The sequence below is a fragment of the Corynebacterium casei LMG S-19264 genome (genome assembly GCF_000550785.1).
In the GTDB taxonomy this organism is placed as follows: Bacteria; Actinomycetota; Actinomycetes; order Mycobacteriales; family Mycobacteriaceae; genus Corynebacterium; species Corynebacterium casei.
This window is the reverse complement of record NZ_CP004350.1, coordinates 1396180-1422785: the sequence shown is the minus strand read 5'-3', so window position 1 is coordinate 1422785 and position 26606 is coordinate 1396180. Positions and strand designations below refer to the sequence as shown.

19 protein-coding genes and 3 pseudogenes are annotated in these 26606 nt (G+C 55.4%); 12 read left to right on the top strand and 10 right to left on the bottom strand.

What is annotated here, in order from left to right; translation table 11 throughout:
• The first annotated feature begins 183 nt into the window (after positions 1 to 183).
• A complete protein-coding gene (locus tag CCASEI_RS06540; RefSeq protein WP_006821818.1) occupies positions 184 to 1602 on the top strand; it encodes an RNA polymerase sigma factor in 1419 nt (472 codons plus the stop codon).
• A 69-nt stretch (positions 1603 to 1671) separates the two neighbouring features.
• Here CCASEI_RS06540 and CCASEI_RS06535 read toward each other — a convergent pair whose 3' ends face one another.
• The gene (locus tag CCASEI_RS06535) at positions 1672 to 2244 is read right to left on the bottom strand and encodes a GNAT family N-acetyltransferase (protein WP_006821817.1); all 573 of its coding nucleotides are present in this window, start codon (positions 2242 to 2244) and stop codon (positions 1672 to 1674) included.
• A gap of 636 nt (positions 2245 to 2880) precedes the next feature.
• Here CCASEI_RS06535 and CCASEI_RS06530 point away from each other — a divergent pair.
• The 3 genes and pseudogenes from CCASEI_RS06530 (at position 2881) to CCASEI_RS06520 (ending at position 6597) form a co-directional block, all read left to right on the top strand.
• Positions 2881 to 4025: pseudogene (locus CCASEI_RS06530) on the top strand (4-hydroxybenzoate 3-monooxygenase).
• Positions 4026 to 4149: 124 nt separating this feature from the next.
• A pseudogene (locus CCASEI_RS06525) lies at positions 4150 to 5411 on the top strand (MFS transporter).
• Between the two features lie 127 nt (positions 5412 to 5538).
• Positions 5539 to 6597 (top strand): lipoyl protein ligase domain-containing protein, encoded by a 1059-nt coding sequence (locus tag CCASEI_RS06520; RefSeq protein ID WP_025387489.1) that lies wholly within the window; start codon positions 5539 to 5541, stop codon positions 6595 to 6597.
• Positions 6598 to 6602: 5 nt separating this feature from the next.
• Here CCASEI_RS06520 and CCASEI_RS06515 read toward each other — a convergent pair whose 3' ends face one another.
• The 6 genes and pseudogenes from CCASEI_RS06515 to CCASEI_RS06490 form a co-directional block, all read right to left on the bottom strand.
• Positions 6603 to 7784 (bottom strand): polysaccharide pyruvyl transferase family protein, encoded by a 1182-nt coding sequence (locus CCASEI_RS06515; RefSeq protein WP_038575024.1) that lies wholly within the window; start codon positions 7782 to 7784, stop codon positions 6603 to 6605.
• A gap of 147 nt (positions 7785 to 7931) precedes the next feature.
• Positions 7932 to 9038 (bottom strand): annotated as a pseudogene (locus CCASEI_RS06510) (HNH endonuclease signature motif containing protein).
• Between the two features lie 141 nt (positions 9039 to 9179).
• Positions 9180 to 10886, bottom strand: a complete 1707-nt coding sequence (locus tag CCASEI_RS06505) for an FUSC family protein (protein ID WP_025387487.1) — start codon at positions 10884 to 10886, stop codon at positions 9180 to 9182.
• 232 nt (positions 10887 to 11118) lie between these two features.
• Positions 11119 to 11730, bottom strand: coding sequence for a DUF4190 domain-containing protein (locus CCASEI_RS06500; RefSeq protein WP_006821810.1), 612 nt, complete (start codon positions 11728 to 11730; stop codon positions 11119 to 11121).
• Between the two features lie 176 nt (positions 11731 to 11906).
• On the bottom strand, positions 11907 to 13694 hold the full coding sequence (locus tag CCASEI_RS06495; RefSeq protein WP_025387486.1) for a DEAD/DEAH box helicase: 1788 nt from the start codon (positions 13692 to 13694) through the stop codon (positions 11907 to 11909).
• Positions 13691 to 13960, bottom strand: a complete 270-nt coding sequence (locus tag CCASEI_RS06490; RefSeq protein ID WP_035094310.1) for a DUF3039 domain-containing protein — start codon at positions 13958 to 13960, stop codon at positions 13691 to 13693. Before CCASEI_RS06490 ends, CCASEI_RS06495 begins: the two co-directional genes overlap by 4 nt.
• A 67-nt stretch (positions 13961 to 14027) precedes the next feature.
• On the opposite strand from CCASEI_RS06490, the gene CCASEI_RS06485 reads away from it, so the two are divergent.
• The 6 genes from CCASEI_RS06485 to galE all read left to right on the top strand — a co-directional run bounded on the left by CCASEI_RS06485 (position 14028) and on the right by galE (position 19833).
• A complete protein-coding gene (locus CCASEI_RS06485) occupies positions 14028 to 14486 on the top strand; it encodes a DUF3099 domain-containing protein (protein WP_006821807.1) in 459 nt (152 codons plus the stop codon).
• Positions 14487 to 16037, top strand: a complete 1551-nt coding sequence (locus CCASEI_RS06480; protein WP_025387484.1) for a DUF7782 domain-containing protein — start codon at positions 14487 to 14489, stop codon at positions 16035 to 16037.
• 49 nt (positions 16038 to 16086) lie between these two features.
• Positions 16087 to 16551 carry a D-aminoacyl-tRNA deacylase gene (dtd, locus tag CCASEI_RS06475; protein WP_006821805.1) on the top strand — a complete coding sequence of 155 codons (465 nt, stop codon included), beginning with the start codon at positions 16087 to 16089 and terminating at the stop codon, positions 16549 to 16551.
• Between the two features lie 136 nt (positions 16552 to 16687).
• A complete protein-coding gene (locus CCASEI_RS06470; RefSeq protein ID WP_006821804.1) occupies positions 16688 to 17692 on the top strand; it encodes a sigma-70 family RNA polymerase sigma factor in 1005 nt (334 codons plus the stop codon).
• 320 nt (positions 17693 to 18012) lie between these two features.
• Positions 18013 to 18693 carry a metal-dependent transcriptional regulator gene (locus CCASEI_RS06465; RefSeq protein WP_006821803.1) on the top strand — a complete coding sequence of 227 codons (681 nt, stop codon included), beginning with the start codon at positions 18013 to 18015 and terminating at the stop codon, positions 18691 to 18693.
• A gap of 150 nt (positions 18694 to 18843) precedes the next feature.
• The gene (gene galE / locus CCASEI_RS06460) at positions 18844 to 19833 is read left to right on the top strand and encodes a UDP-glucose 4-epimerase GalE (protein ID WP_006821802.1); all 990 of its coding nucleotides are present in this window, start codon (positions 18844 to 18846) and stop codon (positions 19831 to 19833) included.
• Between the two features lie 33 nt (positions 19834 to 19866).
• On the opposite strand, the gene CCASEI_RS06455 is transcribed toward galE, so the two are convergent.
• Complete coding sequence (locus CCASEI_RS06455) at positions 19867 to 21060, bottom strand: DUF4192 domain-containing protein (RefSeq protein ID WP_038574497.1); 1194 nt, start codon at positions 21058 to 21060, stop codon at positions 19867 to 19869.
• Positions 21061 to 21331: 271 nt separating this feature from the next.
• On the opposite strand from CCASEI_RS06455, the gene CCASEI_RS06450 reads away from it, so the two are divergent.
• Both CCASEI_RS06450 and CCASEI_RS06445 read left to right on the top strand, forming a co-directional pair.
• Entirely contained in the window at positions 21332 to 22306 is a 975-nt protein-coding gene (locus tag CCASEI_RS06450; protein ID WP_006821800.1) for a proteasome assembly chaperone family protein, read from the top strand.
• Positions 22307 to 22348: 42 nt separating this feature from the next.
• Positions 22349 to 24892 (top strand): DEAD/DEAH box helicase, encoded by a 2544-nt coding sequence (locus CCASEI_RS06445; protein WP_025387482.1) that lies wholly within the window; start codon positions 22349 to 22351, stop codon positions 24890 to 24892.
• A 737-nt stretch (positions 24893 to 25629) separates the two neighbouring features.
• Here the strand turns inward: CCASEI_RS06445 and CCASEI_RS15030 are convergent.
• Positions 25630 to 25821 (bottom strand): hypothetical protein, encoded by a 192-nt coding sequence (locus CCASEI_RS15030; protein ID WP_155894825.1) that lies wholly within the window; start codon positions 25819 to 25821, stop codon positions 25630 to 25632.
• Between the two features lie 102 nt (positions 25822 to 25923).
• Positions 25924 to 26469 carry a carboxymuconolactone decarboxylase family protein gene (locus tag CCASEI_RS06435; protein WP_006821796.1) on the bottom strand — a complete coding sequence of 182 codons (546 nt, stop codon included), beginning with the start codon at positions 26467 to 26469 and terminating at the stop codon, positions 25924 to 25926.
• Between the last annotated feature and the right edge of the window lie 137 nt (positions 26470 to 26606).

Sequence of the window (26606 nt, the reverse complement as noted above, 5' to 3'; positions counted from 1 at the left end):
AGCAACTCCGCACGCGATGGGATATGCAGTTAGTACTGCAACCCCCTCTCATCTGGCGGCAGGAAATTAAAACACCCTCTTCGGCGTTTTAATTATTTGTCGCACCTAGAGGGTGTAAATCCAGGTTTTATGCAATCTGCGTGTTAAGTTTCAAACAAATCATGTCTAGGCGAAAGGGCGTACGTGGCAGCCACTGAATCTTCAGACCAGGCTTTCAGCGAGGGTGCAGAGGAAGCTCCTGCAGTAAAGACCCCTGCCAAAAAGACGGCGAAGAAAACGGCCAAGAAAACCGCTAAGAAGACGGCGAAGAAAACGGCCAAAAAGACCGCTAAGAAAACCGCTCGCAAGACTACGGCCAAAAAGACTGTCCGTAAGTCTGCAGCTTCAAAGGCAACTTCTCCTGAGAAGGCTTCTGCAGAATCCGATGACGAAGAGGCATTGGAAGAGCAGGAAGTCGACGCAAACGAGGAAGACGTAGATCAGAAAGAAACTGATTTCGATCCTGATGCAGCGGAGATGGATGAGGGCGAATTCGGCGAGCCGGATGAAGAGCTCGAAGCCGAGGAGGATGAGGAAGAGTCCGAGGAGGACGCTGGCGCTAGCGTTTGGGACGAGGACGAATCCGCAACCTTGCGTCAGGCGCGTAAGGACGCTGAGCTCACCGCTTCGGCTGACTCCGTCCGTGCTTATCTGAAGCAGATCGGTAAAGTTGCGCTGCTGAATGCTGAGCAAGAGGTTTCTCTCGCGGAGCGCATTGAGGCGGGCTTGTACGCACAGCACCGTCTCGATGACATGGAGCGCTTGATTGCGGAAGGTGACGCGGCTGCGAAGCTGTCGCCTGCGCAAAAGCGCGACCTTCGTTGGATTGCCCGTGATGGCCGCAAGGCTAAGAACCACCTGCTGGAAGCAAACCTTCGTCTGGTTGTTTCGCTGGCTAAGCGCTACACCGGCCGCGGCATGGCATTCTTGGATTTGATCCAGGAAGGCAACCTGGGCCTTATCCGAGCAGTCGAGAAGTTCGACTACACCAAGGGCTACAAGTTCTCTACCTACGCTACGTGGTGGATCCGTCAGGCTATTACCCGCGCTATGGCAGACCAGGCACGTACTATTCGTATCCCGGTCCACATGGTTGAGGTCATCAACAAACTCGGCCGAATCCAGCGTGAGCTGTTGCAGGATCTGGGCCGCGAGCCAACCCCGCAGGAGTTGGCGAAGGAAATGGATATCACCGAGGAAAAGGTGCTGGAGATCCAGCAGTACGCTCGTGAGCCAATTTCTCTTGACCAGACTATTGGTGATGAGGGCGATTCCCAGCTGGGTGACTTCATTGAGGACTCCGAGGCAGTCATTGCTGTCGATGCAGTCTCGTTCACCCTGCTCCAGGATCAGCTCCAAGACGTGTTGACTACTCTGTCTGAGCGCGAGGCAGGCGTTGTACGCCTTCGCTTCGGCCTGACCGACGGCATGCCGCGTACTTTAGACGAAATCGGTCAAGTTTACGGTGTTACTCGTGAACGTATTCGCCAGATTGAGTCGAAGACGATGTCGAAGCTTCGCCACCCATCGCGTTCGCAGGTTCTGCGCGACTACTTGGACTAGACGCCTAGTCCTCCCTGTCGTTTTAAGCCCTGATTCTTACTTCCTTCACTCGCCGTGGAGGTTCGAGAATTAGGGCTTTTGGCGTGCCTCGAGATATTCGCTCCTGAGAATCCCCATGTGGATCTGTGACAAGAATTTTCCGGCGTGGAATGCAGCCGCGCGTCGAGTTTCTTCAACGACAAACCCAACACGTTCGTAGGTGCGCAATGCACGTGTGTTGAATCTCCAGACGTTTAGCTCAATTTTGTTTAGACCAAGTTCTTCAAAGGCGTATCGGAGCACAACCCGCATCGTATCTGTGCCGAAGCCTTGCTCTACGAATTCGCCGCCGATGATGATTCCGAGAGTTCCTGCGCGAACCACCGGATCTACTCCCCAGACGGCGACGTGGCCAAGTAGCTTGCCGCTCTCAATGTCTTCAATAGAGAAGCCAAATCCTCGAGGATTATCATTGCCACTCCAATTGCGGAACATCTCAATGGTTGATGCTTCGGGAGTTGGGAAGATGGCCGCTTGCTGAAGGACCATCCACGCAGGATCATTCCACCATGCAGCAAGCCGCGGAAGATCGCCTTCTTGCAGCGGGCGGAGGCGAATCTTTTCTCCCCGAAGTATTTCGGATGCGTACTCTTGAAAGTCCATGCCCACGTTTTCCAATCATGATTGCGTCGGGTGAGTCTGAACGGTATTTCTCATCATCTTACGCACGCGCCGTCTCAGATTTGGGCACGGTTTGGGGTGAAAACTTAAGTGGAGACACCAGGCTCGGGGGGGTGTCCTAGTGTCTCCGTGTCAGGGGGCTCGCTCCGGAACTATCGGGGGTGAAGGACCGGGGGCCGCGCGCTGACAATTACGAGTATTACATATGACTTTGCTCCTCGCCACCTTAATTAATCGATGTTTTTTCTCAGCGATCAATGGCGGTTCTCGGCATGATTTCAAGCACGAAAAGGTCTACTGCGGGATATATTTCACCCCAGTAATCCGCCCCCATAATTCCACCGCCACCTTTAGGGCACATTCAAGTGCAGGTCATAGGTCAACGTCCAGGGCCCATGTTCGCATAGCGAATTGTGACCCCATACTGCGCACATTGACTATATTGTCTCTATCACTACTTTTACTTCCGTTGCTTCAGTGGGAGATAGAGACCTCTCCTCTCCCTGGTTTCGGTCGTTAAAGACCTAGTTCGAAAGAGGCATGAATATGGGCATCCATTCGCGTTCAGAATCATCACATACCCCGGTAGCAATCGTGGGCGCCGGGCCGGCAGGACTAATGTTTTCGCATCTGCTCCACTTGCAGGGCGTGGAATCTGTGGTCATCGAAAAGCAATCCCGCGAAGAAGTTGAGACCACTGTGCGCGCCGGCATCCTAGAACAAGGCACCATCAACCTGCTGCGCAAGACCGGTGTGGGAGAACGCCTGGACCGAGAAGCAGAAATCGATGAAGGCATATCTATCTCCATCGCGGGTGAAAGCCACCGCATTGACTTTGCTAAATACACCGGCAAACATGTCGCGGTGTATCCACAGCACGAGGTGCTCATTGACCTTATTGCCAAGCGCCTGAGCGACAGCGGCGAAGTCTGGTTCAACACCGAAGTCACCTCCATCGAAGACCACGAGTCCGACAATCCGAAGGTGCATTACCGCACGGCCGATGGCAGCGAGTCGGTTCTAAGCGCCGACTATGTTGTGGGCGCTGATGGTTCCAATTCGCTTACTCGCAAGCTGATTACTGGCGAAGATGGGCGCCGCATGAAGCACGAGTACCCCTTCGCCTGGTTTGGGATGATGGTCCACGCACCGCAAACCGCACCAGAGCTCATCTATGCAACCCACCCAGAAGGTTTCGCGCTGATTTCCACGCGTTCGGAATCCGTGCAGCGCTACTACCTGCAGTGCACTCCCAGTGACACACCTGGGATGTGGCCGGATGAGCGCATCTGGGAGCAACTGCACCTTCGCGCCGATTCGGACAGCGTGATTGTGTCCGAAGGTGAGATCACTGACAAGGCTGTGTTGCGTTTTCGCTCCGCAGTAACTGACCCAATGCAGCGCGGGCGGCTGTTCATTGCCGGCGATGCCGCGCATACCGTGCCGCCTACCGGTGCGAAGGGCCTCAACCTTGCCATGGCGGATATCTGCGCCTTGGCTCCGGGCTTGGTCCAGGCGGTAAAAAGTCTGAAAGCTCGCTGCTGAGCACCTACACCGATCGGGCCTTGCCGCGCGTATGGAAGACCCAGCACTTTAGCTACTGGATGTCATCAATGCTGCACTCGGTACCAGCAGAAGACGAATTGACCTCTGCCTTCCACACCGACCGCCGCCTAGCGGAGCTTTCCACCGTTGTGTCCTCCGACGCCGGCCGCCAGCTTCTTGCGCAGCAATACGTCGGCTGGGACTTCCCTGCCATCTAAGTCCCCTTCAAAAAGGAAGGCCTCCTAACGCATGAACTCATCTACTTCTACTTCTTCAGCCGCAGTGCGTGCCGCACGCGGCGCTAAGAAACCCGCTGTCATCACGGTGCTGTGCTGGTTGGCAATGCTGCTCGATGGATTCGACCTTGTGGTCTTGGGCGTTGCCATTCCGTCCATGATGGAAGACACGCGATGGAACTTTGGCGCAGCCGAAGCAACACTCGTCTCCACCGCCGGCTTGGTGGGCATGATGCTCGGTGCGCTCATTATCTCTTTCCTCACCGATAAGTTCGGCCGTCGGCGCGTTCTCATGCTGGCGGTAACACTCTTTTCCATCTTCACCTTCTTCCTCGCCTTTACTAACAGCGTGAGCTTGTTCGTCATTTTGCGTTTCCTCGCGGGCGCGGGTCTCGGTGGCGCGTTGCCAACAGCTATTGCACTGGTGACAGAATTCCGTGGTGCCACCAAGTCTGGTTCTGCCTCAACAACGTTGATGACTGGTTACCACGTGGGCGCCGTTGCCACCGCGTTTTTGGGCATCATCATGATTGAGCCACTGGGCTGGCACTCACTGTTTATTGCGGGTGCACTACCAGCGCTCGTCCTGGTCCCAGCAATGTACTTCCTGCTGCCAGAGTCACCGCAGTATTTAAAGACAGTTGGCAGGGTCGACCAGGCTAAGGCGATTGCCGCGCAGTTCAACATCCCATTGGAGGATGAATTGGGCGTTAAACACGCGGCAGAAATTGAAAACAACAACACCATGAAGGTTCTGCTTGGCCCAACCTTCCGCCGCAACACCCTAGCTATCTGGGGCACATCCTTTATGGGTTTGCTCTTGGTCTACGGCATGAACACCTGGCTTCCGCAGATTATGCGCGACGCTGATTATGATTTGGGCAATTCCCTTGCCTTCCTCATGGTGCTCAATATCGGCGCTGTGGTTGGCCTGCTCATCTCTGGCCGGATTGCGGATAAGTACTCCCACGCAAGACGAGTTTGGTGTGGTTCGTGGCATCCGCAGTCTTCCTCGCGCTGCTTGCCGTAAAACTGCCGCTCATTGCGCTGTACATCATGATTTTCTTGACCGGCGTATTCGTCTTCTCTTCCCAAGTCCTGGTCTACGGCTTCGTAGGTGAAAACCACCCGTCATCCGTCCGAGCATCCGCGATGGGCCTATCGGCCGGTGTGGGACGCTTAGGTGCGATTTCCGGGCCGATGCTTGGTGGCTTGCTGGTTGCCCAAGGCTTTGCCTACCCATGGGGTTTCTTTGCGTTCGCCATCGTAGGCCTTATCGGCGCCGCAATTTTCTCCACCAGCCGCACGCTGAAGACGCGCCCTGAAGATATTCAAACCGCGTCTCCTACGGCACCTACATCTGGATAATCAAGTCGATTTAATTGTCCACCACAATTGCACTGCTAGGACTATGTCTCTTAGGCCTAGCAGATCCCCCAAAGCTGGAACGAGATCTCTCAACCTAAAGTTTGAAAATTCATTAGGGTGGGGGCTTATGACAAAGCATTTTGAAGTAAAAGTTCCGGGTGGAAAACTGGTGGTCGTTGACGTTGATACAGACGGCAGCACCATCACCGATGTAAAGATTTCGGGTGATTTCTTCATCGAACCAGACGAGGCGTTCTTTGCGTTGAGCGGGGCGCTCAAGGGGGCATCGACAAGCGATACTGCGGATCGTTTGCGCGACAAGATTGATGCCGCCCTCGCTGAATTCGACGGCGCGGAACTGCAGGGCTTTCAGCCCAGTGACGTGGCCCTAGCTGTGCGACGTGCAGTTACTGGCGCGAAGGACTTTACAGATTTCGAATGGGAAATCCTGCATCCTGGCGTCTTACCCACCCCAGTCAACGTCGCGTTGGATGAGCTGATCCTGGAACAGGTCGCCAACGGTGAGCGCAAACCCACCATGCGCATCTGGGACTGGGAAGACCGCGCCACCGTCATTGGCAGCTTCCAGTCCTATGTCAATGAGCTTCATCCCGAAGGCGTGGAGGAACACGGCGTGACCGTTGTTCGCCGTATGTCCGGCGGTGGCGCGATGTTTATGGAAGGCGGCAACTGCATCACCTATTCCGTCTACGCTCCGGAATCCCTCGTGGCCGGACTGAGCTACGAACAATCCTATGAATACCTTGACCGTTGGGGTCTGGCCGCGCTGAAAGAACACGGCGTGGATGCCTGGTATGTGCCCATCAATGACATCACCTCTACCGGCGGCAAGATTGGTGGCGCTGCGCAAAAGCGTCGTGGCGGTGCTGTGTTGCACCACGTCACCATGTCATATGACATTGACGCCGACATGATGACGCAGGTTCTGCGCATTGGCAAGGTCAAGATTTCTGATAAAGGTATCCGCAGCGCGAAAAAGCGCGTGGATCCGCTACGCCGGCAGACCGGCGCTTCCCGCGAGAACATCATTCAGACTCTCAAGTCGGTCTTTTCCACCCGCTATGGCGCCCAAGAAGTTGAACTCACAGACGCTGACTTGCAGGCCGTGCAAACCCTGGTGGATGAGAAATACTCCACCGAAGAATGGACCAAGCGCGTGCCTTAATCGCCCTATTTGATGATGCGGCGTTTTGCACTGCGGAGGGTGTCTTTCAAGCCCATCTTGACCTGCTGCCGCCGCGTCATGGGGTAAATAAGCTCGGCTAACTCCTCAGCCTGCTCTTTCTTTTCGTCGGCGTGCTGGGGCGAGAGCCCCGCGCCGGCCTCAACGGGTACAAGCAAGTCCGTGATTGTCCACGACGAGCCTACCGATGCATGCTTGACCGAGTAATACATGCCAGCATGAACGGAAATAGCAATGCCGGATACGCCGCGCGCAGCCGCCACAAGATGCGGATGAAAGCGGGTGGAAATCCAGGTTTGTCCTTGACGGGTGGGCAGACCAAATGCCCACAGCTCATCAAATGCGATAACTCGAGTTTCCCGCATGAGGTCTTCATCGATGTCTCGAAGTGCATCCAGTACCTTGTAGTCGTCTTCAGGGATGCATTCGATATATGCAATCTGGTGTCCTTGCGCACCGAAGTGCTTGAGCTGCCGCATGATGCGTTGTGCGAGTTCTTCGATCTCAATGCCAAGCAGGTCTGACTGCGCGGCTATGACAAAGTCTCGCTCGCGGGCATCGGTATTACCCCAGCCCAGTCCGTGGCGGGTTGTGGATTCCGCAGCCGCCAACCATGCATCATCTACACCCCGGTCCATCTGTGTGACGTCAGCGAACAACGCATGAGAAGGCTCGTCTCTGACCACAACATGATCAAAGCGCTTCAGCCACCGCCCAAGCTCATCTTTACTCTTCTCCCCCGGAATGAAACCCTGCCCGGTCATCACTTTCAAGTCTTTGCCCAATGAAGCCGCTCCGGCGAGCACTTTGAGGTGATGAGGCCAGGTGTCATTGAGCCAGCCACCACCGAGCACGTGCACAATATCGGCGGTCTTAGCCAAGTTCATCCCAGTGGTCAGCAAAGGCTTGGAGTAGGTATTTCCCAGCGATTCCACCACTTCTTCCGGTGAAGCGCACTTGAGCGCCAGGTGCCACAGGGTATCCGTCACCGTCAGGTGCGGATGCACATTCGCGTGCAGGATTGAGGCAATACCGGGTGTATGGCAGTCCAAGATGACTTGGGCATGCGGACGCCTGCGATATAGCTCGCGCAACCACGCTGAAACGATATATTCATCACCGAAATTTGGATGGCCAGCGGGCGCAACAAGATAAATCGTTGAAGGCATGAACACTATCGTGGCACAGTACAAGTTTCTGTGCAGGAAATACTTTCACCAATCAACCAGAGCAGGTGCGATCGCTCTGCACTTCTCGAAAAATTGTCCTCCAAAAAGTTCTCCAAGGCCAAAAGCCAAGCCGGGGGCACGGGGCTACTAGATTAAGTTCATTGCCCCCATCGTGCTCAAATCATGCGTGTTGCTCACGAGCCTTCCGCCCGGCGTTAAGAGTTTGACCTTGCCGCGGTGGCGTACCGTCCGGCCGCGTTTTGGTCTGGTGAAGTTCTTGCCCGGAACATCACCATCATCGTTCACACCGTTGTGATAAGCACACAGCGTGGAGAGATTCGAAGGGTTCGTCTGACCGCTATTCTTATGCGCATCGATGTGGTGCACCTGGCAGCGATCTGCTGGTACATTGCATTCCGGCCATGGACACACCAGATTTTCTGTCTTGGCCAGGGTTCGCTGCTTAAATGACGCGAAGCGCGCCTCGTACAGGTTGACTGGCCCGGCAGTTGGGTGGAAGAGGCCGGCGTAGATTTTGTCGCCGAGGGCGCCGGACATCGCAAGGTTAACGATTTCCGCACCAGTCATGGTGGTGCCGTCGGAGGCGCCGATGATGGACTCGTCGCCTTCGCCACGGATGATCTGCGCGGATTGATCCAGGCCGATAGCGATGACCGTGCGTTATTGCGGTTTGAGTATGCCACCGCCACCGTCAATAAGTTTCCAAAACGCTTCCAACAGTGCTTTCTTCCTCGGCTGCTCAGTGGTTTCTATCGCGTCGAGGGTTTTCGTAAAATCAGTGATGCGGCGTTGGGTATCAGTCACGGTCATAGTGACCATGCCGTTCTTAGCCTGGATCACTTTTACACCGGGCTCTTTCGGCTTCTCACCTTGGATTTCTTTCACCCGGCGATTGCCGTAGGCATTAACTTCCTTGTACGAGCCCTCGTGGGCGATAAGCTCGGCGCGCAGTTTCCAGGCTGCGCCGCGTTGTTTGAGCTTCTTAGCGTGTCTACTAACCATCACGAGATGGTCAAGACTTAACTGGCGTTGTTCGGCCAGCACTATTGATTCGCGCTGCAGGCGCGGAGAGTCGGCAGGGCCGAGAAGGCTATCGGCGAGCTTGGCGTATTCCTTTGCCTTAGGTAGAGCAATGCCGAAGCTCTCCAAGTCATACGGAGAGTGCTCGTAAGCAATGCGGAGAACGCCTATGCCCTGGGTATAGAAGTGTTTGAGTGTCTGAAGTAGTTCCATAACTTCGACGCTAAACCCACAGCGCAACCAGGCACCAAAGGAAGTCTGAAAATCTGTGGATAACTACGTTGACGCGTCCCGCAACAGGCGAAATTATCCACAGGTACGGCGTCTGAGCGCTGAAAACGGCCCTCATGCCGCCTACTGCTTTCCGGATTGCGCCGGTGCGACCTTTCGGACGGACTCAATCAGTGTGCCCAATGCGCCGTATTCCATCATCACGTTGGGGCTAAGTGAGCAATAGTCCAAGATTTGATAGCCAGCGTGCTGGATAGCGCGGTGCTTTTCCCAGTGCTGTTGTGCTTGTTCGGGGTGGTCCAGTGCCAAAGTTTGAATGGCGCGGCGCTCTGACAACAGCTCATATTGCAGGTCGCGGCGCTGAACCAGAGCGTCATCGGGTTTGCCCGTCAGAAGGCTGCCCAGCACGGTGGACATGGATTGGTAGCTACGCAATTGCAGGCGCATGTATTCGCGTGCCTTGGAGCCGTTGCTCATAAACCACAGCACCAGGAATGCGAATGCTACTGAGAGTGCGATTTCCGCGATGCGGGAGACAACCAAGTCACCGAGTGGTTCAGAAATACCACCCATGAGCAGCGCCAGCGGCGTGGAGAAAATAACACACAGGGCGTAATTCTTGACCACCATAATTTCCGCAAAGAACTGACAGATTGCCAGTGCAGCCAGCAGCGTCCAGCCTTCAACGCCAAAGAAGTATAACAAGGCAAACAGTCCCAGGCCCAAGATGGAGCCCAGCACGCGGTGGGTGCCGCGGATGGTGCCAGGGATTTTCTCTGGGCCGTTCTGCAGAATCAGCAAGGCCGAGATAACTCCCCAGTCGGGGCGGTTTAATCCCAAGGCCACACCAATGACGCCGGTAGCAAGGCCCGCTACCGCGACTTTCTTGGCGGTGACCATCGCATGACTGTCTGCTGTCAACGACCTATAGATGCGATACTGCGCGGTGGGTCGCGAGTGCGGTATGACGGTACGTTCTGGGTCGAGCAGGTTCGCGGATTCAAATAGTGCCTCGGATGAAGCGTCCACGCCAGAGCGATTGTGCTTAACGATGCTCCGCTGCGCGTTCAGTGTGCGCTCCACCAGGTCACTTTGCGAGGTGATAACAACGCGGCCGGCGCGGACGATGCCGGCATCGGCAAGAGCTTCCCACGCCGTAGCTAGCGCGGTCTGTGCCTGGTGGTGGCGTGCTAGTTCATCATCTTTAGATTCTTCAAAGACTTTAGCCGTGCGCTCCAGCGTGGCAACGGTGGCGCGTTCTGGACCGTGAGGATCAATAAGCGCTGGCAGCATACCCAGTACTAAGGCAGTGGCAATTGCGGTCAGTGGCCAAAATGCTGCTTCCAGTGGATCAATTCCCGAGCGTGCCAACATGGTGGAACCACCGGTGACCATGACAATGAAGAAGCCACCCGGCGGTGGCTGGCGCAACGCGTTTTGAATAAAGACAACACCAGCACCCAAAACGGTAACGAACAGCGCGGTGAGCAATAGCCACCAGTGCCCGTTGCCTGGAGCAAACACCAAGGTACCCACGAGCGCGCCGACGGAAGCGCCGAGCCAGAGCAAAGCGCCGGCAACAGCCATGACTTTCCACCGTTTGCGGTAGACAATGCCCTCGCCGTAAATAACGGTGAATGCACCGGCACAAATGAGCAAAATGGCTTCTTTGTCGCCAGTGAGCATGGCGATGCTACCGGGGATCAGTATGGCTAGTGCCGCGCGCAGTGCGCCCGGCCAGCGGGTGGCAGTGGAGTTGACGGCAATAAACGCGGTCCACCAGTCAGCCACTGTCAGTGTCTTCTTCTCTGGCTGTATCGCGTCACTCACTGCGTACCTCTCCCCTTCATCGCAACTTATTCGATTTGCTATTCGTATTGTCGATGAAATTGTTCGACTGTGCTGGCTCTTCCCACAGAAACAGCGCCTGCCACAGTATTTCGCACAAGCGAATCTGTGTCAGGCGCCGAGCGCGCACACGTAGTGCACAGTCTTGCTACATACTAGCTTTACTCCGAGCTATTGCAGGACGCAATTTACAAGCTAATTCAGGTGATTGAGGTTACTGCACGAGGCCTTCGAAGCACTCCTGGAACTCAACCTGGGTAGCTGCGTTATCCCAGCAGGCTTGTACCGCAGGGTCACCGAAGATTGCCAGCACAATTCCGAAGAGCAAAACGGTTGCGATGACACCAATGATGGAGAAAATCAGGCCGAGGACAGACATCCAGGTGCGGCGGGCTTCCTTTGGCTTCTTACGGTTGACCACCAGAGCGATAATCGCAACGATGATGCCAACGAGGCCTGGGACGATGGAAAAGCCGGTGATAGTGGCCAGCAGGGAAATAATACCGATGATGAAGGCAGCCAAGGCGAGGCCGGACTTCTTCACTGGCGCGTCATCGAATCCGCCACCCTGGTAGCCCTGGTATTGCTCATAGCTGCCAAAGTTTGGTTCCTGGTAGCCACCGGCACCTTGCTGGTAGCCGCCAGGTTGGGAACCTGCTGGGCCCTGTTGAGCACCCGAACCGTAGCTAGGAAGACCCGAGCCGGAACCATAGTCGCCAGCGCCGTAGGAGTCACCGCTTGGTTGTTCGCCATAAGGCTGCTGATTATCGCCGTAATTGCCTGAGTTTCCAGTGGAGTCGTACGGGTTATTGTTTGGGTTAGACATAGAAGATAATCCTTACGGTTGTTGGTAAATCAAGCTTATGGCAGATGGAGCCAGCTAGTGCCCGAGCGTGTAGTGAAACAGTTTACCGATAATCCCCGCCGCGTCACCGACCCGGGATATGAACTTGCTCCCACAGCTGCTGCGGAACACGTTCACATTCGGGCCCGGCGCGCGTGTTACCACTTGCGAAGGTATTCGATTCTCTCGCGAAGTTGGTCGGCGTTGCACAATGCGGTGGGCGGCCCGCCGCAGGCTTTACGTGCTTCAGTGTGGATGGCGCCGTGTGGGCGCCCTGTGCGTCCGGCAGTGATGGAGACAATCGTGTTGAGCTCTTTGCGCAACTCTGTTACTTCATCAATTGCTACTGGGGCATCGCCATCGGTGCTTGCGCTGTCACTGCCTGAAGCGCGACGCCGGTTAGCAGGCGAGGACGGCAGTCCGTGAATCTTGCGGCGGTGTTCCTCGGCTGCTTGGGCGGCGCGTTCTTCGCGTTCTTTAGCGGCGCGCTGATCCATTTCTTCTTCCTGCTTCTTACGCAGCAAGTCCTTAACTTGGTCCGCATCAAGCAGTCCTGGGATGCCCAAGAAATCAGCGTCTTCATCAGAATCCAGTGCCGCGGTGTTGAACTGGGAACCGTCGTAGATAAGTGACGAGAACTCAGCGTCTGCACCGATCGACTCATAGGACGGTTCCAGGTCGGGCTCGGTCTGTTCCTTGTTCGCTTGCGCGAGTAGATCATCATCCCAGCCGTCGTCTGGGCGATCCGGCTTGCCAAGCACGTGGTCGCGGGATTTCTCCATGTTCTCCGCCAGGCCCAAAAGGCGCGGCACGGACGGCAGGAAGACAGATGCGGTCTCACCAGGCATACGAGAACGTACGAAACGGCCAATCGCCTGCGCGAAAAACAGTGGCGTCGATGCAGAGGTTGCGTAGACACCCACGGCAAGGCGCGGAACGTCAACTCCCTCAGACACCATGCGCACTGCCACCATCCACTCATCGCGGCTATCAGAGAATTCCTGAATGCGGTCAGAAGAGCCCGGCTCATCGGACAAAATGACCGACACTGGCGTGGAGGACAGCTCCTTGAGGATCTTCGCGTATGCACGCGCGGTCGTCGTGTCAGTAGCGATAACCAATCCACCAGCATCAGGCATGTTGCGGCGCATCTGCATCAAACGCGTGTGCGCGGCCTGCAGCACCGATGGAATCCAGTCGCCGCGCGGGTCCAGCGCAGTCTTCCACGCACGCGCAGTTTGTTCAGGATTGAGCGGATCCCCCAGGCGTGCAGCAAACTCTTCACCCGCGGAGGTACGCCACCGGGCTTCACCGGAATAGGCGAGAAAGACTACGGGGCGAACGACGCCATCGGCAAGCGCATGCCCGTAGTCATAGGTGTGGTCAGAGCGCGATACTAAATGCCCTTCCCCATCTTCTTCATAACGCACGAACGGGATCTGCGAATCATCGGAACGAAAAGGCGTACCGGTCAAGGACAAACGGTGCACCACATCGTCATATGCCTCACGCACACCATCGCCCCAGCTCTTGGCGTCACCAGCGTGGTGGATCTCATCCAAGATCACCAAAGTGCGCCGGGCAGATGCCACCGCACGGTGCTTAAACGGGTGCATGCCCACCTGCGCATAGGTGACCACGATGCCGTCGAAGGAAGGGTTAACGGCAGACGAGTTGGTGAAATGCGGATCGAGCGACAAACCAACGCGTGCGGCTGCAGCCGACCACTGCACCTTCAGGTGCTCTGTCGGCACAACCACGATGACGCGCTCAACCGTGCGCGAATCTACAAGCTCGGTTGCAACGCGCAGCGCGAAAGTAGTCTTACCCGCGCCCGGGGTTGCCACCGCCATGAAGTCTTTCGGCTTGGTGGCAAGAAACTTATCAAGTGCGGCTTGCTGCCAGGCACGTAGTTGACCCTTGTTCCTGGAAGTCTGTGCACTCACTTTCGACGCAGGCCCTTGTAAATCCGTTCGCAATCAGGGCAGACCGGCGAACCCGGCTTGGCTTGTTTGGTCACCGGGAAGGTCTCCCCGCACAACGCAACAACCATCTTGCCGGACACAGCGGAGTCCACAATCTGGTTCTTTTTGACGTAGTGAAAGAACTTAGGGGTGTCATCGTCGGTGTTGCTTACATCCTCACGGATGTCTGGTCTCTCAATAGTCTTTGTCGTCGTACTCACACCCTCTATCTTGCCCCAAAACCCCATCAAATGGGCAAGCCGCAGGTAGGGCCGTATCGAATTTGGGCGGTGATTGGGTCTAGGCTTGAAAACCATGAGTTCCGGTCAAAATAAAGGCAAAGGCAAATCCAGTGCCAAGCCCTGGTGGAAACGTAAGGAGTCTGTGTTGATCACAGACGCTGAGGTTTCACCTGGGCAAGACCGTCATCGCAGGGAGATCGGCTATGGCATTTTGATGTTTCTGCGTGTTCCCTCGCTGCTTCTCACGGTGTGGGTCATCTATGCCTATAACGCGTGGCTTTTGGGCGCGTTCATTTCCGCTATCACCATTCCCCTGCCGTGGATTGCTGTGGTCTTTGCCAATGCTCGGGGCCAAAAGCGTGACCCGCGTGAGCGCAACACCTATAAGCCAGCGCTTGCCCGCCAGGCCCGTGCAGAGGCATTAGCGGCGGGTAACAATCCTCAGTTGGAATACACCGACTCCCCGCGCCGTGAATCTGACATTATTGACCATGTAGATACCGATAACCCCAATTCTTCAAAGGACAAATAGATGCCCGATTTTTGCCCGCCACTTAACCCGCAGGTTCCACTTCATTCCATCGCGCAGGAATTGGTGGATGTCTTTGCAGAAGCAGGGTTTAATACCCATGGCATCGCCGCGCATTTAGGCCCGCAGGCAACCGAGGCGCTTTATCGTGGTGAGCCAGCAGCGGTCGAGGTCGCCACCAGCGCAAACACGCAGATGGATCTGCTCATCAGGTTATTTTTGTTGCATCAGCCGGCACCAGCCACGGATTTGGCCGCGGCGGTTGGCTCCGTTCTTGCAACAAAGCTTGTCGATGCCAACATTGCCCTTGCTGATCCCAACGGGGTAATCCGCATTGCTTTGGATATTCGGTCCCACATCATCGATGGCACTAACCGCTGGGTGTTCTCCGACGTTGATGCATCGGTAGTCGAGCATGTCCCTGGCCCTGACCACGTCCTCGGCGTTGGGGCGGCGAGTTTGTCCCTGCTGCGCACCACCCCAACCACCCCGGTTCACTCCGTGCTGGACTTAGGCACTGGTTCTGGTGTGCAGCTACTCGGTCAGCTTGGCAGCGCGGAGAATATCGTGGCCACTGACGTCCACGAGCGAGCGCTGGCCTTAGCGCAGGCAACGATTGCCACTACGGGTGCGAAGAACGTGGACTTTCGCCACGGCAGCTGGTTTGAGCCAGTCGCAGGAGAGCACTTTGACCGCATTGTGGCCAACCCACCATTCGTGGTCGGTCTGCCAGAAGTAGGCCACGTCTATCGCGATTCTGGCCTCAATCTAGATGGTGCCAGCGAGCTGGTTATCTCCGAAGCCGCTGAGCACCTCAACCCCGGTGGTACCGCGCACTTGTTAGCTGCCTGGGTGCACACCTCCGATGGTGCATGGCAGCAGCGCGTTGCTTCCTGGATTCCGAAGACCGGGGTGAGCGCTTGGATCTTGCAGCGCGATGTCGCAGACCCAGCACTGTATGTGTCCACCTGGCTCAAAGATGAATCCATCGACCCGCGCAGCGATGAAGGCCGTGAACGCGCCCGGCTGTGGCTGGAGCACTTCCGCGACAATGACGTCACCGGAATTGGCTTCGGATTCGTCGCCTTGCAGCGGATCGATGACTCTTTGACTTCTGAGGTCACGGCGGAAGAAATTTCGCAGGCTTTCGACGACGCCCTAGGGCCAGAAATCGAGGAGCACTTCATGCGCTCTGCCTGGCTGCGCAATCTCCTGCCTGATGAAATTGGGGATAAGCAATTTGGCCTGCGCCCGGGTGTTGCCCGCGAGGACATTGCCTTGGCCAATGCTGAAGTCGGCTTCGGTTTCAGCCGCACAACCATGCGCTTAACCCGCACCGAGGGACCACGGTGGACCCATGAAGTGGATGAACACGTTGCCTCCATCGTCGCCGGACTCAACCCCCAAGGGCTCAACCTGCGCGAGACCATCGAGCTATATGCCGTGGCCAATGACTACGACTCTGAGGAGCTCCTCACCGCAGCGCTGCCGGCCATCACCGACCTCGTGCGCCATGGCTTCCTCTACCCCACCGAACTCGGCCCGGTTCTCTAACATCCCAAACTCTGACCACCTAAGTTCCTAAGAAAGGACGCTCTTCCACGTGCGTGCAGTACTAACCCGTTGTCTTTCTGCTTCTGTCACAGTCGACGATGAAGTCGTTGGCTCTTTCGACGCTCCGGAGACTGGCGGGCTGCTGGCGCTCATCGGAGTCTCCATCGAAGATGTCGAGGCGGGTAAAGACGATCCGGCGGTGTTGGACAATAAGATTTCCACCATGGCTCGCAAAATTGCCGAGCTTCGAATCCTCGATGGCGAGACTTCCGTGGAGTCCGCGGGCGCCCCCGTCCTGGTAGTGAGTCAATTCACCCTATATGGCCGCACTGCCAAAGGCCGTCGCCCGTCATGGTCCGATGCGGCGCCTGGTTCTGACGCCGAACCAATCATCAATAAAGTGATTGAAAGTCTGCGTGCGCGGGATATTCATGTCGAAGAGGGACGCTTTGGCGCGATGATGAAAGTCGCTTCTGTCAACGATGGCCCCTTTACTGTTCTTGTTGAGACGTAAACAATTTAGGTAACCCTTACCCCAAATTAGGGTGTCTTTTTCCGGTGTGGGAGAACAATTTTTATCGCGTGGGAACTAATCAGCTTTCAGTGCCGTTGGATATTATGTAACCGGCGATTAATTCAGGAGGCCAACGATGACAGACGCATCTGCCCAGAATTCCCATGACGCTTCAGAGAAGAACGAAAAGGAAGTTGACCGCGGTTCCCGCCGTGGCCAAACCAATGACAATCCTTCCGCAGACCTAGTGCGTGTTTACCTCAACGGAATTGGTAAGACGGCACTGCTTTCTGCAGAAGATGAAGTTGAGCTGGCACAGGCGATTGAAATCGGCCTTTACGCCGAGTACAAGCTTGCAAATGCAGACAAGCTCACCCGCGCAGAAAAGCGCGACATGAAGATTTTGGTGAAGGAAGGCAAGAAGGCGCGCTCCCACCTACTGGAAGCAAACCTGCGCCTCGTAGTTTCTTTGGCCAAGCGCTACACCGGCCGCGGCATGCCGCTGCTAGATCTTATCCAGGAGGGAAACCTCGGCCTTATCCGCGCAATGGAGAAGTTCGACTACGCCAAGGGCTTTAAGTTCTCCACTTACGCAACCTGGTGGATTCGTCAGGCTATTACCCGCGGCATGGCTGACCAGTCACGCACCATCCGCCTCCCAGTCCACCTCGTTGAACAGGTCAACAAGCTCTCCCGCATCAAGCGCGAGATGTACCAGTCCCTGGGCCGTGAGGCTACGAATGAGGAACTGGCAGAAGAGTCCGGTATCGAAGAGAACAAGATTGAAATGTTGCTTCGCCAGTCCCGTGACCCAGTGTCACTCGACATGCCGGTCGGCGCAGATGAAGAAGCACCACTGGGTGACTTCATTGAAGACGCCGAGGCTACCGATGCTGAAACTGCGGTTGTAGCTTCCATGCGCCACTCCGATATCCGCGATGTCATCGAAACCCTCGAGGAACGTGAGCAGGATGTTATCCGCTTGCGCTACGGCCTCGATGACGGTGTGCCTCGCACTTTAGACCAAATTGGCCGCAAGTTCGGCCTATCCCGTGAGCGCGTGCGCCAGATAGAGCGTGAAGTAATGGCCAAGCTGCGTGACGGTAACCGTGCCGCACGTCTGCGGGAGTACGCTCTGTAAACTACAGACGGCAAATCTTCGCTTAGAACAAACTGTCCATCGGCGCCACTTCACGGTGAGTGCCGGTGGATTTTCCGTTCCAGTGAGGACTTATCGGCATAAAGTCCAGCGCATCCCACACAATGGCACTGATTCGCCCCTGTGTGCTAAATTTAAGGAAAAGCTTTTATATCCGCCGTCATCTATCAAACAATCCAATAACACCACATAGGCACAACTTTTGCGCTGAGACTAAAAGTCAGTCCTAAAAGTCTCTGCGGGAAAAGTGCGCTAGTGTGTAAGTAATTAACTATTTTCTTTGTTGCTGAAAGGGTCGCCACGTGAGGGACTTAGTCGATACCACTGAGATGTATCTGCGCACCATCTATGAACTTGAAGAAGAAGGCATTACCCCTCTGCGCGCGCGCATTGCCGAGCGCCTCGAGCAGTCCGGCCCAACCGTATCCCAGACGGTCGCCCGCATGGAGCGAGACGGCTTGCTGCACGTGCTTCCAGACCGCAGCCTTGACTTAACCACCGAGGGTCGCGAGCACGCTACCTCCGTTATGCGTAAGCACCGTCTGGCAGAGCGCCTGCTCACAGATGTCTTGGGCCTTGATATTCACCAGGTGCATGATGAGGCGTGCCGTTGGGAACACGTAATGAGTGAAGACGTGGAGCGCCGCGTGGTTGCCGTTATCGAGGATCCATCGCTTTCTCCATTTGGTAACCCAATTCCAGGTTTGGAAAAGCTCGGAGCAGTCTCTGCGCCGTTTAATGACGATAAGCGCGCGATTGACCTGCCGCATGGTGAGGACGTTGAGGCAACCATCACGCAGATCAATGAGATCATCCAGTACGACGGTGATGCATTTAAGAACCTGCACGCCGCCGGCATGAATGTGGGCGCGACTGTGACGGTGCGTCAAGAAGGCGGCGTTGTCACTCTCACCAATGCTGAGGGTGAAACGGTACAATTGAAAGACGATTACGCCCACGCGATTCGCGTGGCAGTACGCTAGTCTTCCCCCGCTCAATTCTTAGGGCTCACTGCCCTAGTGCTCTGGGGTTCGAACCTTTAACGGGGTTCGGGCCCCTTGTGGTTTTTAAGTGAAGCTTCAGCGCAGCGTAGTTTTCTTTCCTTTGTTTCCAATGTGTTTGGTAGGTCTGACATGAAATTGCTCGTTACTGGTGGCGCCGGATATGTCGGCAGCGTGTGCGCCGCGACTCTGGTGGAAGCTGGCCACGATGTCACCATCATTGATAATTTTTCGACTGGTAACCGGGAAGCGGTTCCTGCCGAGGCGACACTGGTGGAAGGCGACGTTGCCGACGTAGTGGCAGAAGTACTCGGCCAGGGTGGCTTTGATGGTGTTGTGCACTTCGCAGCACGTTCACTTGTTGGTGAGTCAGTTGAGATGCCAGCGGAATATTGGCAGCACAATGTTGTCACGACCTTGACGCTGCTGGAAGCAATGCGCGCCAATGAGGTGAAGAACTTGGTGTTCTCCTCCACCGCCGCTACGTATGGCGAGCCTGAGCAGGTTCCAATTACTGAGGATATGCCGACCCAGCCAACCAACCCTTATGGTGCGTCAAAGCTAGCCATTGATTACATGATCACCTCTTATGCCAAGGCTTATGGCCTGGGTGCGACTTCGCTGCGCTACTTCAATGTTGCCGGCGCTTATGGCCAGATCGGTGAAAACCGTGAGGTTGAAACCCACCTCATCCCAATCGTGCTGCAGGTTGCACTGGGCCACCGCGACAAGATTTTCATGTTCGGTGATGACTGGGGCACCATCGATGGCACGGCGGTGCGCGACTACATCCACGTTCGCGATCTGGCTGATGCCCACATGTTGGCGCTGGAAGCGAACGCTGCCGGTGAGCACCGAATCTTCAACCTGGGCTCCGGTGATGGTTACTCGGTCAAGCAGGTTATTGAAACCTGCCGGGAAGTTACCGGGCATCCTATCCCTGCAGAGGTGGCTCCGCGCCGTGCGGGAGACCCAGCAACCTTGATTGCCTCTTCTGAGCGCATAAAGTCTGAGCTGGGCTGGAACCCGCAGCGCACGGATCTTCACACTATTGTCTCCGACGCGTGGGAGTTTACTCGCCAGCTCGGAGATCGCGCGCACTCCGCCAAGCGCGTTAAGTAAGAGTCAAAGAGTCACCGCGCCGAGCCCGGCGCGCTAGGCTGCGTCGTCGAAATCAGGTGTGTCAGACTCCCGTGATTCACGGGAGGAATCGCCTGAGCTTGGAGGGTTTTTCTTGCCCTGATTTTTCTGCGCCCGTTGCCTGTAATGATGGCTGCGGGCATTCGTGCTTCCCTGGTAGATATTGTCCACGCAGTTATTAGCTAGGCCGTTGAGGTAGCACTGCAACATCAGTGTGGTCAGAGAGTGACTCCGGTCTGCTCCTTGGGAAGCTCCGAGTGCCATTCCCGCGTACATCGGCATGCCACGTTTGATCTGTGCCGCTGCGTAGATACACAGGGCATTGTTGCGGATTTCTCCGGTGAACGATTGTGAGGTCGCGAGCATGATCGCTGCGGTTTGCTCAGGGTGGTCAAGATATGTCGCTGCGGTGAGGTCACGGACGTAGTTATTTGCCATTGTCATCGCGGCAACTCCAAGCAGCCCAATGTCATGCAGGCAGCTATCGGCCGCATCATATCCATAGGTAGACGCCTGGAAGATGAGCTCCTCGCATTCATCGAGCAGGTCTGCCAAGTCGTAGCCATAACGTGGATTGTCAAGAGTGTTTTTGTCTTGCATGATCATTGCTGCATGCAGTGCCTGAGCTCGAGTGAGTTCCAAGGTGTCGGCATCGATGATGTGATTGCGCGTGTGCAGTGGCGCGTGCGCTTCATCACGGTCAAAACCTGGCAGGCGGCCTTCGCGGATGAAAGGCTCCATTGTTGCTGAGTTCACGATGTTCTCAATGCGTCCCCTCTTCCAGTGTTCAGGGAGTTCTTCCATGTCGATGAAGTCTGGGTGGATATCGTTCAAGTCCCGGGCAATCATTCCAAAGGGCTCTCCCTCTGCAATCTCGGTGGTGTGCCACATCCCCGTGATGGGCATTTCCAACAAGGCTGCCTGATTGAAGATTTCGTTGGCGATGCTGTGCAGGTCTGTGTTGGCAGAAGTCGTGATGGCAAAGGGCATGATAAAAACGCAACGGTGATAGTCGATGGCTGTGAGAGCTTCAGTCAATGTGGAGCTGACATCTGCGATGTCGAATCGAAGGGTCGGGCCAAGGGTGAGCGCCCCGTCGCTTTCTTCAAAAGCCATGAGGACTATAGAGTCTGAAGGATAGAATCCCAGGATTCCGGGAATGTTGGATAGTAGCTGTCCTGGTGTACGAAGAGTAGATGAGTTTGTCATAGTTTTAAGCTTCGTAAATCACGCAAGCCCACACCAGAGCAAAAGTCCTTAGCCCTATCAATCTGTGGATAACTTGGCCAGTTCATTGACGTGTCATCATAGTTATCCACAGGCACGGAGGCTGGCGCGGGCGAATCCTTCACAGCTTGGCACATATTCGCGAACGAATGGCCTAGAATAGTTGGACAAGCGCCGCGGATTGCATGCAGCCAATGCTCGGAATACTTTATCCGTGAAGTGTGTTGAACGTGGTAGTAAGAGGAGGTTAATCATGCAAGATAACGAACGTCGCATGTATGAATTGGAATATCCCGCACCACCGGTAGACGAGGGGCCAACATTAGTGGTGGCAATGCACGGCTACGCCGATGCCGGACTCGCGGTTGAATCCAGCGCTGATCACCTCAAGGCTGCCCTGGATTCACGCCCGCTAGCAACATTTAACGCTGATGAGCTCATTGACTACCGCTCACGTCGTCCTGCTGTGACTATTGATATTGATCAGCCGGTCGAAGTGGAATCAATGGACTTGGACATTCGTGTCCTCAAAGACACCGATGGCAAACCTTTCTTGTTGCTGTCTGGCCCAGAGCCAGATTTGCGTTGGGAGTCTTTCACCAAGGCCGTATCCGAGCTAGTGACTCGCTTTGATGTGAAAAACACCATCTGCCTTTACGCAGCTCCTATGCCAGTGCCGCACACGCGTCCGCTGGTTGTGACTGCACATGGTAACCCTGCGGAATTGGTCTCACGCATGGTGCGTATGGAATCCAAGATGATTGTTCCGGGTTCTGCTTCCTTGTTCATCGAAAAGGAACTGGCAAAACGTGGCCGCAACGTCGCAGGCTATACCGCGCATGTACCGCACTACTTGGCGTCTTCGCCATACCCTCACGCGACCCATGAGTTGCTGGATGCTATCTCAGAGGTTGCAGGATTAACCCTGCCGCTGAAGTCTTTGGAGCACGACATCGAGCGCGTTAATACCCAGCTTGAAGAGCAGGTAAATGACTCTGAAGAAATCGTTCAGGTTGTTCACTCCTTGGAAGAGCAGTATGACGCCTACATGGAGCGTTACCGCCACGAACATCCGCAGGCGATTATGCCGGGTGAGCAAAATGTTCCAACCGGCGAGGAAATTAGTGAAGAGTTCCAGCGCTTCCTCGCGGACTTGGACACTGTGGATGACTTCTTGTCCGAGGATATTGATGACCGTGAGGACTCCGGCCCAGAAGACGACATCTAGTCAGGATGACTTCTAGCAACTGAGGTAGCTAAGCTGGGACGGGTGAACTTATCCCAGATGTTGCCTGACTTGGAAGAAGTACCCGAATCCCTCGTTGAGGACGCGGTATGGGACACCTTTGTGTCCTGGACTAGCCAACGAGGGATTTCTTTGTATCCCGCGCAAGAGGAAGCATCGTTAGCCTTGCTCGCCGGTGACAACGTTATTCTTGCGACCCCAACCGGCTCTGGTAAATCCATGGTTGCCAACGCTGCGCACTTTGTAGCCATGGCGCGTGGACAGCGTTCCTTCTACACCGCTCCGATTAAGGCGTTGGTAAGTGAGAAGTTCTTCGCGCTGTGTGAAATCTTCGGCCCAGAAAACGTCGGCATGATGACCGGTGATGCCACCGTAAACGGCAACGCACCGATCATCGCCGCGACTGCGGAAATCGTCGCGAACATCGCCCTGCGCGACGGCGCTGAGGCAAACATCGACCAAGTAGTGATGGATGAATTCCACTACTACTCCGAACCTGACCGCGGCTGGGCCTGGCAAGTACCGCTGCTCGAGCTGCCCAAAGCCCAGTTCCTTTTGATGTCTGCGACATTGGGCGACACCGAATGGTTGGAAAAGGATCTCACCTCACGCACTGGACGCGAAACCACCTTCGTTGGCGGCACCACTCGGCCCGTCCCCTTGGACTTCTCCTATACCTTCCTCGCGGTCCATGAAACAGTCCAGGAACTGCTGGACTCCGGCAAAGCACCAATCTATATCGTCCACTTTTCCCAACGCGAAGCCTCTGAACGCGCACAGGCCCTAACCTCTCTGTCTGGGCTCATTACGCCGGAAGAAAAAGAGCTCATCGCCCAAGAAATAGGCACCTTCCGCTTCACCACCACCTTCGGCAAAGACCTCTCCAAGCTCGTACGACGGGGCATCGGCGTGCACCATGCCGGCATGCTCCCCAAATACCGCCGCCTGGTAGAGCGACTTGCTCAGAAAGGCTTACTCAAAGTCATCTGCGGCACCGACACCCTAGGCGTTGGCATCAACGTCCCCATTCGCACGGTGCTCATGACTGGCCTGGCCAAATACGATGGCCGCCGGGAACGTATTCTCAAGTCCCGCGAATTTCATCAGATCGCTGGTCGCGCCGGGCGTGCTGGATATGACACCGAAGGCACCGTGGTAGTTGAGGCACCAGAACACGAGATTGAAAATGCCAAGGCACGCCAAAAGCTGTCCACTGATCCTGCGAAGCTGAAGAAACTCAAGAAGAAGTCCGCCCGGGAAGGTTCTGTAACCTGGTCGGAGCAAACTTTTGACCGCATTATTAATGCCGAGCCAGAACAGTTAACGTCCCAATTCCGGGTGTCGAACTCGATGCTGCTCAATGTCCTGGCGCGCCATGGCAACGGCTATGAGCACATGAAGCACCTTCTGCGCACCAATCATGACACCCGCACCCAGCAAAACAAGCACATCTTGACTGCGCTAGACCTGTTCCGAGGCCTCCTCAATGCTGGTTTGGTGCAGCGCTCCACCAAGGGCCTGGATATCTACGGCCGGCCGTATCACTTGGTGCGTGAACTCCCCCGTGACTTCGCACTGAACCAGCCGCTGTCCCCCTTCGCGCTCGCAGCACTATCGCTGTTGGACAAAGAGTCCCCCACTTTCTACCTCGACGTGATCTCTGTCTTCGAGTCAATCTTGGATAATCCCCGCCAGGTGCTCCAGGCACAGCAGTCACAGCGCCGCGGTGAGGAAATTGCTGCGCTGAAGGCCGAGGGCGTGGACTACACCGAACGCATGGCCATTGTTGAGGATGTCACCTGGCCAAAGCCACTCGAAGAGCTTCTTGAGCAAGGCTATGACACGTTCGCGGAATCCAACCCGTGGGTGAAGGAGTTTGAGCTTTCCCCCAAGGCGGTCGTTCGCGACATGTTGGAAAACGCGATGACGTTTTCGGACTTGGTGGCCACTTATGGGTTGGCACGGTCCGAAGGCGTTATCCTGCGCTATCTCACGGACGCCTGGCGCACGCTGCGGCAGTCCATTCCGGATGAATACATGACCGACGAGCTCGCCGATGTCATCGAATGGCTCGGCGAGATGATCCGCCAAGTGGACTCATCTTTGGTTGATGAATGGGCTGAGATGACCGGTGAGGATTCGCCGATTTCGCAGGAGACCCTCGACCGCGAGCTTGCCTTCGGCGTGGAAGATCCATCGCTTCTGACCTCAAACCGCAGAGCGTTTACTATCATGGTGCGAAATTATCTCTTCCGTATTGTCCATCTCTTTGCCTTCGAAAAGGAAGACCGCTTGGAAGAGATGCTGGAATACCTCGAGGACATGCCAGACTTCGGCGCCGCGTTGGATAGCTACTTCGACGAATATGACGACATGGAAACCGGGCCAGAAGCGCGCGGAAAGGAGTTCTTCCGCCTCGGTGATACTTCCGGCCGCAGCTGGGAAGTCCGCCAGATTATTAAGGATCCAGCTGGCGATCTCGGCTACCAGCTCGTTGCAACCATCGATCTTGATGCCTCGGATGAAGCAGGAGAAGTTCGCCTCTCCAGCCTTCATATCGAATACTAAGCTCGGCTCTTTTAACTCTGCCTCGTGCCATGTATTGCTTGGCCCATCGTGGATAACCACGAAGAGTACAAGCAGCATGATCTGAACCGGGTTAATAGTTGACCCCAGCAGCGTCTCAGTAGCCATAACGACAGCTGGCAATGTGGCGAGAATCAACGCAGAGATAAACGGCGGTGCCAGGATGACTCCCCATTGCAGCAACAAGATGGGAAGCGTAATGCACAGCGTCGACAGTATAATCAGCTGTCCGTTGTTGCCCTGCAGTTCTGTGAAATCCACTGAAGTAATAGCGATTATCCCACTTAAAATCCATGCCAGGTGGAAGCGGATCGCGGCAATTGTAAGCACGCCCAGGCCTTGGCTTGACGCCCAGCGCGGCGAATGTAGTACGCCGACTGCCGAAATACCAGCACCCACCGCAAGCAACACGCCAGCATAAGTTTCACTCGTGGCACTAACATCTCCTATGAAAAAGAAGGCGAAAGCCAAAGCGACGATGGCAAACGTCGGAATCAGAGTGCTGTTAAACCTTTGGCCGTGAGCGCTAGAAGCACGGCAACCACGAAGGGACCGACCCCTGTCTCAATCACACTCGCCGCCGTTGGCTGGATCATCGTGGCGGAGATATAGAACAGACAAAATGCACCAGCCGAGAACAGGTTCAACGCCAGTGCGGACTTAACCCGCTGCGACTTCGTTGCACTTGGCACTTCCACTACACGCTCTGAACTCGCATTCTACTTTCGATGATTTACAGCGAAGTAGCCAATGGTTGAAAGCACTGCAGCAATGAGGAAGGCCGAAAACGTCGTGAAAGTAGATAGATCCGGCTCAACCCGCATACCAACCACAGCGGTACCGATTCCCTGCCAAATGACGGCAACAGCAACAATGACCGCTCCAGTCATCGTCTTATTCGACGTATTCATATCCCCCACTCATTCATTGTGGACCTCAACTTGCAAAGTGGTTGCACTGTCAATAGCGCAAATTGCCATGCTAACGCGCGAGGACGATAAAAAACTTTTAATTCATTCAGGAAGGTTCTCAGTTTTTAGAGCCGTCTCTATGTGAATGGTTTGCGCAATAGCTTGGATAACAGAAGCGATCTTGACGGCTTCCCATACCTGCAGCGTACTCAGCCCCTGTTCTTGGACATCGCGGGAGTGTGCTTGCGTGCATTGTTCGCAGCCATTAACTATCGAAACAGCAACTGCCCAAAGCTCATAGTCTGCTTGGGTGACACCAGGTTTTAGGAAGACACCATTGCGTAGTCCGAAGCGTAGGGATTCAAAGTCGTGGCCCAACCAATGCTTGGTCCGGAACCCATAGTTATTCAAAGTCATCGCAGTTGTACACGCCAGTGCCACGTCAACAGCGTTTTCACTTAAATGCTCGCGGGCTTCAGCGTGGACCTGTTTTAACACCACATCGTTGCGCGACGTCGCGGCAGAGACAAGCAAGCAACCCCACAACTGTTGCTGCGTCAGTACCGAAGACTTGATGAGAGCATCGAGGTTGCGCCGCTGATCCTTGGCGTAGTCGGGAATCAAATGCTTAAGGTTGTCCAAAGCCATTACGACGGCCGTCCTTTAACGTGGATATGAGTGGTTTTCTGGCATTAATAGTAGTGACAGGCCAAAACCAATAGGCGAATCCGCCCATTGAAGCCACTCCTTCAATCGCCTAACTATTGCCATTAACCTGCATCTAG